Source organism: Spiroplasma endosymbiont of Monopis laevigella (assembly GCF_964019975.1).
GTDB classification, from domain to species: Bacteria; Bacillota_I; Bacilli_A; order Mycoplasmatales; family VBWQ01; genus Spiroplasma_E; species Spiroplasma_E ixodetis_A.
Genome location: NZ_OZ026473.1, coordinates 717,174 through 729,691 on the forward strand (window position 1 = coordinate 717,174; position 12,518 = coordinate 729,691).

A 12,518-nucleotide genomic window follows, 5' to 3' on the forward strand; every position below is an offset into this window, starting at 1 on the left:
GTTTGGAGGTGAACAATATGAATTTTCAAGAATTATATGTTGTATGTCAAATTGAAGACTTTAGTTTAAAAGTGATGGTTAATAATTATGTTAATAATCAAATTCAGGTTTTATATAAAGAAACTGTTGATACTGAACAGTTTTCTGAAAATGGTGTAATTATTAATTCAATTGCTACAGGTAAGTTATTAAGGCAAATTATTAATAAAATTAATAATACTTTAAATATAAAAGTACAACGTATTGCCTTAACTTTACCTTCAAATAATTTAAAAATTTATCAATCACAAGCATCACTTGATTTTAAAGATGCTAACCACATTATTACTGATGAAGATTGTAGTAAAGTGATTGAAATGGCTAAAAACATTACTATTGATAATAGTGAAATTATTTGTTTAACTAAACCATACAATTTTAAAGTTGATCATGCAATTGGTAATGAACAATTACCAATTGCTAAAAAAGGACAAGTTATGCATGTTGATGCTTTAGTTTATTCATTACCTAAAAGTTTATATAATTCTCACCTCGAAGTATTAACTAATGCCGAAACAGAATTGTTAACGGTTAGTTTAGATCAATTTGCATTAGTATGTAATATTAAAAATACTGATTTTAATCGTAATACAGTTTTAGTTGATTGAAATATTAATAGTACTAAGATTAGTGTTTTTAGTAATTCAGTATTATTTGCAACAACAAATATTAAAATTGGTTGAAATCAAATAATTCAATCATTAATGAAGCAAATGCATTGTGGTTATGATAAAGCTGAAAGATATTTACAAAAAATTATTAATATAAGTAGTAATTATTTATGCGATGTTGTTGTTGATAAGTATGTTGATGAGCAGACAAAATCTATTGTTCGTTTAACAAAAACTGATTTACAAGCAACAGTTAAAAAACAAATTAATGAAATTATTGCTTGTATTGAATATTTTCTTGATGAAGTTAGTGATAATAATAGTTCAGATATGGAAATTATTTTTACGGGAATTACTATTGGTTTATGTGGTTTTGCCAACTATTTTAAAAATAATAGCAAACTAAAAGAAGTAAAATATATGCTTAGCCAAACTCCTGGTGCATATAGTTATCAGTGAACTACTTTAATCGGTAATACTCACTACCAACATTTAGTAAATGTTTTTAGTAATAATTATATTTCATCAATACATAAACCAGAAATTGTATCAAAATTAAATCATTATACGCATTCTAATAATCATGATAATAAGCATTATAATTCCCCCTTTCAACCAAATTATCAGTATAATGATGGTAGTAAATAGAAGAAGACAATTTGATTAATCAGGAGGAAAATAAAATGGAACATAATAATTCACAATTTAAACCAATAGCATCAATTCGGGTAATTGGTATTGGTGGTGCTGGTAATAATGCTGTTAATAGAATGATTGAAGCAGAGGTACAAGGTGTTGATTTTTATGTTGCTAATACTGATGCACAAGTAGTTAATGCATCTCCAGCTGAAAATAAAATTATTTTGGGCAAAGAATTATCAAAGGGACTTGGAGCGGGAGCTAATCCCGAAATTGGTAAACAAGCCGCAATTGAAAGTGAAGCAGAGATTAAACGTGCTTTAGATGGTGCAGATATGGTTTTTATTGCTGCTGGTATGGGTGGTGGTACTGGTACTGGTGCTGCATCAATTGTTGCAAGAATTGCTAAAGAATGTGGTGCTTTAACAATTGCTATTGTTACTAAACCATTTAAATTTGAAGGACGTAATCGTAATGCTCATGCCGTAGTTGGAATTGAAAATTTAAAGAAACAAGTTGATGCAATTATTATTATTTCTAATGATAAATTATTACAAGTAATTGGTAATATTCCTCTTAAAGATTCGTTTAAAGAAGCAGATAATATTTTACGTCAAGGTGTACAGACTATTACTGACTTAATTGCTGTTCCTGCTTTAATAAATTTAGATTTTGCTGATGTTCGTACTATTATTGAAAATAAAGGTAATGCCTTATTTGGTATTGGAATGTCAAAGGGTGAACATAAAGCTAAACAAGCCGCAACAAAAGCTATTTCTTCTCCTTTACTTGATGATGTGACAATTAAGGGCGCTAAAAATGCTATTGTTAATGTTACTGGTGGAACAACAATGACATTAACTGATGCTAATATTGCTGTTGATTTAGTTCGTGATGCTGCGGGTAATGATGTTAATATCATTTTTGGTGTCGCTGTTAATGAAAATTTAAATGATGAAATGATTGTAACAGTTATTGCCACTGGTTTTGATGAAGAAGGTGCTAATGCCAATAATTTTGTTTATAGTTCAAAAGTTGATAATCATGAATTTATTACTAATAAGACTCAATATTTAAGCGAAGAAATTAAAGAACAAACAAAGAAAAAAGAAGAAGAACAACAAAATTTAGTCCAAGAAGCAGCAATGGAAGCAGATGATGATTTACCATCATTTTTACGAAGACGAAAGGAAGTTTAATTAATTATGGGATGAAGAAGTAAAAAATATAAAGACAGTGATGAAAATAGTAATTATAAAACCAGTTTTCAAGAACAAATACAAGAATTTGCTCCTAAAAATTATCAAGAAATTGAATCAATTGCTAATGCTATGATTTTACAAAAACCAATTAAAGTTAATTTAACAACAACTGTTGAAAATGATCGAAGAAGAATTATAGATTTTCTTTGTGGTATTTCGTATGTTATTGGTTTTGTTGTTGATAAAACTGATATTCATATTTATGAATTTAAAAATGAATTAAGTTAATCTTGAACAAATAGGTTTTTATTTCTTTCTAATAATAAAGAAATAAAATTATTTGGAAATGTTTAGTAATCTGTGTAACTTACAAAAATAACTATGTTTAATTAATTCTAGTAAATATAATTAAATGACTAGAAAGAGTGAGTTACAGATGGCTAAAAAAGATAACTTTAATAATAATGATCCAATATCAAAAGCAGTAGATTTATTACTAGAAAATACTGAAGATTTAACAACAGTTTTTAAACCTGGCGGTTTATATAAAGAATTAACAAAAAGATTAGTTGAAAAAATGTTGAATTCTGAAATGCAAAATTATTTAGGATATGAAAAAAATCAACATAGTACTACTGAAAATGCTCGTAATGGTACAAGTTCAAAAAAATTAATAACTCAACAAGGTAAAATTGAAATTGATGTACCAAGAGATCGCAATAGTAATTTTACTCCTGTAATAGTTCCTAAAAGGCAAAGAAGATTTGATGGTTTTGATCAACAAGTTCTTTCCTTGTATGCAAAAGGAATGACATTATCTGACATTAGAATGCAGTTGCAAGAGTTATATCATGGTGCTGATATTAGTGAAAGTGTTATTAGTCAAATTACTGATGAGATGTTATTGATGATGTTAAAGCATGACAAAATCGACCATTAGAAAGTGTCTATCCGATTGTTTATTTTGATTGCATAGTAGTTAAAGTACGACAAGATAAAATGATTATTAATAAATCAGTTTATATAGCATTAGGAGTTGATTTAGAAGGTAAAAAAGATGTTTTAGGATTATGAATTAGTGAAAATGAAGGTTCTAAGTTTTGATTAGCAAATTTAACATAAATGAAAAATCGTGGCTTAAATGATATTCTTATTGCTTGTAGTGATAATTTAACAGGCATGTCAGAAGCAATACAATCAGTTTATCTTAAAACAGAACATCAATTATGCATTGTTCATCAAATTAGAAATAGTTTAAAATATGTTTCATACAAACATCGAAAAGGTCTAGTTGCAGATTTAAAACCAATTTATAGTGCATGTAGTGAAGAACAAGCAATGCAAGCTTTAGAATCGTTTGAAAGTAAATGAAATAAACAATATCCTCAAATTACTAAATCTTGATATAAAAATTGAGATAATTTAATGGTTTTTATTAGTTATCCAGTAGAAATCAAAAGAGTGATTTATACTACAAATGCTATTGAATCTGTAAATAGTCAATTACGAAAAATCATCAGAAATAAAAAAGTTTTTCCTAATGATATGGCAGTTTTCAAAATATTTTACTTGGCAATTGAAAATATAACAAAAAAATGAACATTGCCTATTCAAAATTGAAATACAGCAATTGCTCATTTTATGATAAAATTTGAAGACAGAATTAATCTAAATTAGTAACTTTGTAAAACAAAGATACACAGATTATTAAAAAGCCTCAATTATTTATTTTTTAAATTGTTCTTACATTAATTTTAGAATAAAAATCCCTTCTAATTTAGAAGTGATTTATTGTTTTAATTTGTTTATTTGTTATTTTTTCATGTAATAATAAAATTTATTTCATAATAACAGTGTTTATTATTTTTATATAATATCAATGATGTTTTTATTTATCATTTTAATTAGTAAAATTAATGTAATATAAAGTATGATTTTTGTATATTATTTGCAATACGTTTTATACATGCTATTATTTAGGAATAGTTATCTTAAATATTAGAGATAAACTATATGCATTATTATAGGTAATTAACAAGAGATTTTAGAAATTGTTAATTAACTTTTTCAAATAAATTATAACTAATTTATTTTAGAATTGTTCCTTTGCTTATTTTAATGAAAATTTAAAATAAAAAATTTAAAAAAATATGTTTTTCAAGCCCAATTGTTTTATTTTTAATAAAATAAATGGGTTTTTTATTTGAAAGGATGTAAAGAAGTGCCTACAGAAAGTCAAGAAATAGGTTCTGATAATAAAAAGCAAAAAAATATTAAGCATTTTAGAAAAGAAATAATTTCTAAGATTACAAGTGCAAAAATAGAAAGAAAGTATTGCAAACAATTAATAGTGATGACCTTGCTATATTTTTTAATAGTTTAATTAAAGCAGATTCATTATTTTGATTTTTAAATATTTGGAATGGCAACCCTTTTTAGGACTATTTTTTGGTAGACATTTGTTTTTGATAACTAACTGGAGTTAGGTAGTTTAGAGTACTGTGAATTCTTATGTTGTTATATCAATTGATGTAATCAAATAATTCTAATTTTAATTGGATTAATGATGTAAAATTTTTATCATTAATAAATTCAATTTTGAAAGTTTTAAAAGTTGCTTCAGCAACAGCATTGTCATAAGGACATCCTTTTTTGCTTAAAGATCGAGTTATGTTGAAAGCTAATAAAAGTTTATCAATAGTTTTATTATTGAATTCATTACCGCGATCAGTATGAAATATTTCAATATCTTTTAAACAGTGATTTGATTGCATAAATGCTTGATATACTAATGATGCATCTTTTTTAACTCCAACACTATGTCCAATAATTTCGCGGTTAAATAGGTCGATTAATAGGCAAATATAGTTTCATTTACCATTAACTTGAACATAAGTTAAATCACTAACAATAACTTCATTTTTAATTCTATTATTAAAGTTTCTATTAACAAGATTGGTTATTTGACTATCATTGACTTTATTATGATAATTTTTGAATGATAATTTAGTGTATTTTGATATTAAATTATGCTTATTCATAATTTCTTTAATTTTTCTGCGTGATAAATAAATTTCTTGGTTTGCTAGTATGACTTTTAATCTTCTAGTACCATAAACTTCTTTATTTTCTTTAAAAGCACTAATAACAGCTTGTTCATAAATATTATTTTGAATTTTATTTTTTTTCTTTAAATTAAAATAATATGTTGATTTAGAGAGTTTTAAAAAATGACACATTGTGCGAATTTTATATTTAGATTTATTATTTGCAATAATCTCTACTTTCTGCCTATTATTAGTGCTGCTTGCTTTAAAATATCAATTTCCATTCGTAACTGTTTTAATTCTTTATTTGCTTGAATTAATTGTTTTTCTAAATCTGAAAGATTATCTTTAGTTTTAAAACTACCTGAATTAGTAAATTGCTTAATTCAATTGTAAGTAGCTGCTCTTGTAACATTGTATTCTTTAACAAGGCAAGATACTGATTTGCCACTTTGATATAAAGCTACTATTTGTTTTTTAAATTCATCTGAATATGAGTTAATAGTGACCATAATTATAATTCCTTTCTTTTAACTAATTTGTTCACTTGTCTATGTAATTAGTGTCCAATAAAGTGTAACCCATCCATTGGTACTATTAATAAAATTTTTCATAATATCATTTTTTACTCTTTTCATTTTTTAAATCATTTAACATTTATTGAACAAAATGCACGATTTTTAGGAATATTTAAAGTGTTAAAAATTTGACCAGTTACAATAATTTCATCGTTTTTGTTTAATAAAATACAGCGTCTATAAAATTTTGGGTTGTTAAAAATTAAAGTAACATAGTTTAATCCATTTCATTGACCTCGAACACTATAATATAATTCTTTATTACCTTTTTCGTAATATTTTGTTTCAATAGTGTTACTCAGTTTTACTGTTAATTTGACATAATTGGCTTTCTCTTTCATTTTTATAATTCCTTAAATAATATTTAATATGCTTATATGCATCTTGTTCATGTTTTGTTAATTTTATATTTCCTTTATAATTTTCTATTTTGTTTTTATTTTTTGGTTCACTTTCTAAATAATCTCAATTCATAACATCTTCTGCTAATACTATTAAAGCACCAATAATTTTAGGAGTTGCTAATGGATTTGTTAATAATTGTTTTGAATTTAAAAAGAAATTTTCTACAATAACTAATATTTTTTTATTATCAAAATGTTTTTTAATTAATAAAAAGTATTCTTTAAATAGATTTTTGCTTTTTAAAACTGTTTTAGTTTTAAATGTTTCATTAAAAACAATATTATTAGTTTCATTTGAGTATATAATAATTCCATTACTACCAATACCAGCAGGGTCAATTCCAATAATTAAGTCATATTGCATTAATCAAATTAACCTCTAACAATTGTTTTAATAATTTCTAAATCACAATTACTTCAGCAATATTTACATTCTTCGATAAACTCTTTATGTCCACAAACTAAATTATTTTTTTGTAAACTATCAATTTGTTTGATTAATCCTACTTTATATTCAATAATCTTTTTTTCCATTATGTAAATCATCCTTTTCAATTATTTTTGCTGTTTGTTTAAGGTATTTAGGTATTTTGTTATAACAACTGTCACATATTAAATAAGGTATTGGTCAATTTTTATATTTAATAGTTTTAGTAGAATTATTAATACATTCTTTTCAAACTTTATCCATACAAACTCTTAATTCACATTTTTTATTTTTATTATTCATAGTTTTTTTCTTTATAAATAAAATATCTTTTCATTATGAGTTAAAATATGTTTATAAGAAGTGACTATATAATTAATTGACAAATCATTATGGTTATATGGATTATTTAGTTTAAAACCTTTTCTGTTTTCTTCTCATGTAACATTATATTTAAAACAAGGATTAGTAATCTTTGTTTTACTATCAGTTATTTCACCAATAAATCAACTATTATGCTGTTCATAAAATGTTAATGGTTCAAGTTTTATATCATTAAGATAATATTCTTTGGGTGTTTCTGGTTTATTAACAGTTATTTTCTGTTCAGAAATATATGGTTCTAATAATTTTGTTAATTCATCACCATTTAATTCTCTTTTAATATTTTCAGAATTAAAAACCCAATATGTGTAATTATTATCAACAATAAAAGAATTATTTTTAATCATTCATTTTGGAAGTGATAATTTATATTCAACATAATCAATAAGAATAGATTGTGGTTTATCTTTAACAATTTGTTCTTTTTTAAATTCTATTTGCATAATAATCCTTTCCTAATATGTCCTGTTGCTTCTAGCATAAAGGACATATATTTTGATTTTTAAATTATTAATAATACTATTATTAGTTTTATTCATTCCAGAAATTCTGGGCTCAAAAATAAATTGTGAAATTTTAAAAAACATTGAGCGGTGCCGGTTCAATTTTTTTTACAAGTTTGAAATTTATTTTCTCGCCCAAAAATTTTTCAAAAAAAATAAAAAATAAAACCAACACTTGCTCACTGGTGAGTGGCAAGGTTGGTTAAATAAAGAATAGAATTAATATAGTAGGTTCCCTAAGCAGGTCTATATATACTAGTTTCCAATCCGCTCCCACCCCAAGAATTACCATTAAATGGTTAGTATATTTTATTAGGTATCACTCCACTTTTTATTTATCCATGCAAGTCCACATGCTAGCTACTATTTTTAACAACTGTGTTGTAGTTCACTTTTTTAGTTCCCTAACACGTGTTGATAATAGCGTTAAAGAGGGTTATTAAAAATTTTAAAATTTTACAATTACAAAAAAAGACAAGATTTTTATTCTCATCTTTTGTCATTTATTTTTAATTTAAGGATTTAAAAAAGAAAGGAGCTATTTTTAAAACTTTTTAGTTATCGACATCTTCGGTACGCTCCCTATTTTTTTCTAAAAAATTCTTAATTATTGATGGAATCTTTGATGGATTAGCATCAATTCATTGTTTTATTTTTAATAATTCACTACCCATAATATAACGATTTTGAACATTAATCACAATTGATTTATTAGGATTAAGAGGATCAAATTGTTTAATTGCCACTAATAATTCTGGATATAATGAAATTTTACTTTTAATATTATCAACACTATTAAATTGATACATTAATTTATTTTCGTTATTAATAAAGTTAGTTTTAATATTATCATCAAATTGATAACCATTTTGATAATTAAAATTAGTTCCCGCAAATTGTGAACCTAACATATTATTAACTAAACCACTAGCAGCAAGCGCAAAGAATACTAATGTTGCAGCAAAAATACTAGTAAAACACATAATTAATGTTTTACCAAAACTACGTAGTGAAGTAGTAACGGCCAACTTATTACGATAACTAAATCTACCAATCACATATCTTGCAATAAAAGTAAAAGTTGAACTAATATTTATTTTATATTTTTGTTTTGAAATATTATTAGTAATTAAATCTAAGGGTTTATTTCTTAATAAGAATAATACCATTAAAAAACTAATGAAAGTTAAACTAATGATTGGAATAACAAGTAATAAAATAGCAGTAACAATATTAAAATACCAACCATAACTAATTAAGGCAACAGTACTAATATTAGTAATATAAATTAAATAATGCGCAACTGGAATCGAAATTAAAACACCAATAATAGCAAAAATAAATAAAGGAGCAATAATTGAAATTACTAATGATATACTTAATTGTCAACTTTTATATCCTGTTGCTTTTAAAATTCCAATTAATTTTTTATTACGATCAATCATTTTAAAAGTAATAATAAAAATAATAATAGTAGTCACAATAAAAATTAAAATTAAAAATAAACTAGAAATCTCTTCAATAACATTAATTCTATTATTAATGGAACTAAAAGATCATTCTTGCATACTAGTATAAAATCTAGGATTATTGATATTTAAAGGTGAAACTATTTTATTATATTCAATACCATTATTATAATATTTTGTACTTGCTATATCAGTAGGTGTTTTATAAGTTGCATGAAGATAATTATAAATTCATTCATTATTTATTTGTGAATCAATATTTTTAGCCAAGTCAGGATTAATACCTAAAAAAAAATCATCAATATTACTGCTAAATGCCTTTAAATCAGATTCAACTTTGTGCATCGTATTACCATTAGTAAAAGCAACAGTATTATTTTTTAAATCAAGTGAATTACCAAAATAACGACCAACAAATGCTGCTAATGAGCTTGTAGCATAACCACGAATAATAAACGTTTGTCCAGCAATTACATAATTTTGACCAATATGTAAATTATTTAGTTCAGCAAAATGTTTGTAAATTAAAATTTCATTATCTTGTAATGGTTTTTCTGTTAAACTTGGGCCACCATCTTTGACAATAATTGCTTTATTAACAATATATTCAGGTCCTGTTTCAATAAAAGCAAAATTTTTACTAGTAATTAATCAATCACGGACCATAACAGCATGTTGTCATTCAATATCTTTATATAACATTCCCATTGACATTATTTCATATAACTTAGCTTCATTTTTAATATCTATTTCACTATAGTTTCGATTAGCATATGGATACTCAGTTTTTCCTTTAAAATTATCATTATAAAACTGTAAAGCAGCTTCACTAGTAATCATAAAATTTGTTGCATTTTCTGGATGTAATGGATCATATAGATATTGATTTAGAATATTAGCATATTGTTCTATCGTTGCTTTATGAGTATCATAAGATGGATAATTAATAGGAATATTAATTTTAAAATCAATATATTTATGGCTAGTATCATTAAAAAGACTATCACCAATAGCAAAATATTCTTTACTATTAGCGAGTCCTCCATAAAAAGTAAAACGATATATATCAGGTCTAGTAGCATCTGGTATTGTTAACTGAAAAGTAGCTTTTGCCATCTTTTCTTTATCAATAGTATTATCTTTTTGATAATAATTAATATTATTTAAATAAGAACCATTTTTATCTTTTTCATTATATTTTCCATCAAAATTAACATATTCCACTGGTGAAAAAAATGTATATTGGTTAAATTCATTATGAGCAATATCGTTAACATATTGTTCAAATAAATAATTATTAGAAAAATTTAATGATAAAAAGGCAATAATCATAATCATTACTAAAAAACCTAAACCAAACATTTGTAATAAATTGTTTTTTTGTTCACGAATATAATTACGTAATAATTTAAACATGATTATCCCTTCTTATGATCACTTATTAATAAATTAGATTTTGACAGTTTTGCTAAAGCTGACTTTGCTGCTTCTTGCTCAGCTTTCTTTTTATTTGTTCCTACTCCTTTCCCCATTAGTATTTTATTATCTAAATACACATGAACAATAAAATAAGTAATATTATCTTTTTTAATTTGTTCCATAGTTTTATAATTAATAGGATCTCTTTTTTCTGCCTGTACTAATTCTTGTAATTTAGTTTTATAATCAATAATTGTTTCTAACTGATTAGTTTTAATTAATTCAAATAAAGTTAAATCTAAGATTTTTTTAACGGCACTATTTCCTAAATCAAGATATACTGCAGCAAGAAATGATTCAAAAACATCTGATAAAATACTTTCGCGTTGTTGCCCACCTGTATTTTTTTCACCATTTCCCAAAAATAAATAATCTTGTAATCCTAGAGCAATTGCCACTGCTGCCAATGTTTCTTGTCTAACTGCTTTACTACGTAAACTTGTTAATTGTCCCTCATCTTTATTTGGAAATAAGTGCCAAATGTAAGTTGAAATATTTTCCCCTAAAATCGAATCACCCAAAAATTCTAATCGCTCATATGAATAATCTAAATTATGTTCGTTTGAAAAAGAACGATGAGTAAACGCTTCACGATAATTACGATTAGATTTAATTTTTTCTAAAATACTCGATTTTAAAATATGTTCAATATTAATCATATTTTTCTCCTTAATACTTATTTATAAATTATAATTCTTGAATTTGTTTAGCTATTTTATTAGTAACATCTTGCTCAATAGCACGAATTAAAAGTTTTAAAGTACTATAATAAGATTTTTTATCACTAGATCCATGTGCTTTAAAAGCAATGCCATTAATACCTATTAATTGAGCACCACCTGTATTCTTATAATCAAAAGTCTTTTTAATATTTTTAAAAATACCAATTGACATTAAACCTAAAAATTTAGTTCATAAATTTTTTTTATAACCATTTTTAATTAATGTAAATAATAATGATGCCATGCCTTCAACTGATTTTAAAACAATATTACCTGAATAACCATCACAAATAATAATATCAACATCACCACTTAAAACATTTCGTGGTTCAATATTACCGTGAAAATTTAAAAAACTTAACTTTTCATTTTTTTGTGTTAATTGTTTTAGTTTAGCATATGTTGCTTTAGTTACTTCTGGACCTTTGCTTTCTTCAATGCCAATATTTAATAAACCAATTTTAGGACGTGAAATATTTTGAATAGTTTGACAATAAATATGACCCATTAATGCAAAATTAATTAATTCATCAACAGTGTTTTCAATATTTGCTCCAACATCCAATAATACTACTTGTTGATCTTTTATTAAAGTAGGCATAATTGGCATGAATGCCGGACGTTTAATGCCTTTGATTTCGCCTAATAAAAAATGACAATCACCAAGATAGGCAGCAGTTGAACCCGAAGTTAGAATCCCATCTGCTTTTTTATTTTTAACTAACTGAATGGCTTGATTCATAGAAGAATCAGTCATTCTAATACCAGCGAGTGGACCATCATTCATAGTTATTACTTGGGTTGTTGCTAGTATTGTTATTCTTGATGATAATGGCTTATTTTTTAATAAAATCTGCAAGTTTCCATTAATTTGTTTTTCATCACCAACTAAACAAATTTCAACGTTTTTGAATTCTTTAATAACTTCTAACGCTGCAGCAATAGCGGGCAAACTACCATGGTCTGAACCCATTACATCAAAAGCAATTTTCATAGTTCCTCCTAAAAACAAAA

General features: G+C 24.9%; 12 protein-coding genes and 1 pseudogene. 5 read left to right on the forward strand and 8 right to left on the reverse strand.

The features are described 5' to 3' along the window. The first annotated feature begins 17 nt into the window (after window positions 1–17). From AACK94_RS03985 to AACK94_RS04005, 5 genes and pseudogenes are all read left to right on the forward strand, one after another. On the forward strand, window positions 18–1,298 hold the full coding sequence (locus tag AACK94_RS03985; protein WP_338975218.1) for a hypothetical protein: 1,281 nt from the start codon (window positions 18–20) through the stop codon (window positions 1,296–1,298). A gap of 35 nt (window positions 1,299–1,333) precedes the next feature. After that, window positions 1,334–2,488 (forward strand): cell division protein FtsZ, encoded by a 1,155-nt coding sequence (gene ftsZ / locus AACK94_RS03990; protein ID WP_338975219.1) that lies wholly within the window; start codon window positions 1,334–1,336, stop codon window positions 2,486–2,488. A gap of 6 nt (window positions 2,489–2,494) precedes the next feature. Next, a complete protein-coding gene (sepF, locus tag AACK94_RS03995; RefSeq protein WP_281748120.1) occupies window positions 2,495–2,779 on the forward strand; it encodes a cell division protein SepF in 285 nt (94 codons plus the stop codon). 148 nt (window positions 2,780–2,927) lie between these two features. Next, window positions 2,928–4,168: pseudogene (locus tag AACK94_RS04000) on the forward strand (IS256 family transposase). A gap of 544 nt (window positions 4,169–4,712) precedes the next feature. After that, window positions 4,713–4,874 (forward strand): hypothetical protein, encoded by a 162-nt coding sequence (locus tag AACK94_RS04005; RefSeq protein ID WP_338975220.1) that lies wholly within the window; start codon window positions 4,713–4,715, stop codon window positions 4,872–4,874. A gap of 58 nt (window positions 4,875–4,932) precedes the next feature. Here AACK94_RS04005 and AACK94_RS04010 read toward each other — a convergent pair. From AACK94_RS04010 to plsX, 8 genes are all read right to left on the reverse strand, one after another. Next, window positions 4,933–6,050 (reverse strand): IS3 family transposase gene (locus tag AACK94_RS04010; protein WP_338975221.1). Its coding sequence is split into 2 segments (ribosomal slippage): window positions 4,933–5,780 and window positions 5,780–6,050, totalling 1,119 coding nucleotides; the frame shifts between segments, so codons are not numbered across the junction. A 113-nt stretch (window positions 6,051–6,163) separates the two neighbouring features. After that, window positions 6,164–6,457: a hypothetical protein gene (locus AACK94_RS04015; RefSeq protein ID WP_338975222.1), complete on the reverse strand. Its 294-nt coding sequence runs from the start codon at window positions 6,455–6,457 to the stop codon at window positions 6,164–6,166. Next, a complete protein-coding gene (locus tag AACK94_RS04020) occupies window positions 6,411–6,884 on the reverse strand; it encodes a hypothetical protein (protein WP_338975223.1) in 474 nt (157 codons plus the stop codon). The genes AACK94_RS04015 and AACK94_RS04020 overlap by 47 nt, the downstream gene beginning before the upstream one ends. A gap of 8 nt (window positions 6,885–6,892) precedes the next feature. Beyond that, window positions 6,893–7,054 (reverse strand): hypothetical protein, encoded by a 162-nt coding sequence (locus AACK94_RS04025; protein WP_338975224.1) that lies wholly within the window; start codon window positions 7,052–7,054, stop codon window positions 6,893–6,895. Between the two features lie 207 nt (window positions 7,055–7,261). Then, window positions 7,262–7,774: a hypothetical protein gene (locus AACK94_RS04030; protein WP_338975225.1), complete on the reverse strand. Its 513-nt coding sequence runs from the start codon at window positions 7,772–7,774 to the stop codon at window positions 7,262–7,264. Window positions 7,775–8,388: 614 nt separating this feature from the next. Continuing rightward, on the reverse strand, window positions 8,389–10,719 hold the full coding sequence (locus tag AACK94_RS04035; protein WP_338975226.1) for an ABC transporter permease: 2,331 nt from the start codon (window positions 10,717–10,719) through the stop codon (window positions 8,389–8,391). A gap of 2 nt (window positions 10,720–10,721) precedes the next feature. Continuing rightward, window positions 10,722–11,441, reverse strand: coding sequence for a ribonuclease III (gene rnc, locus AACK94_RS04040; RefSeq protein WP_174481262.1), 720 nt, complete (start codon window positions 11,439–11,441; stop codon window positions 10,722–10,724). 28 nt (window positions 11,442–11,469) lie between these two features. Further along, a complete protein-coding gene (plsX, locus tag AACK94_RS04045; protein WP_338975227.1) occupies window positions 11,470–12,498 on the reverse strand; it encodes a phosphate acyltransferase PlsX in 1,029 nt (342 codons plus the stop codon). Window positions 12,499–12,518 lie beyond the last annotated feature (20 nt).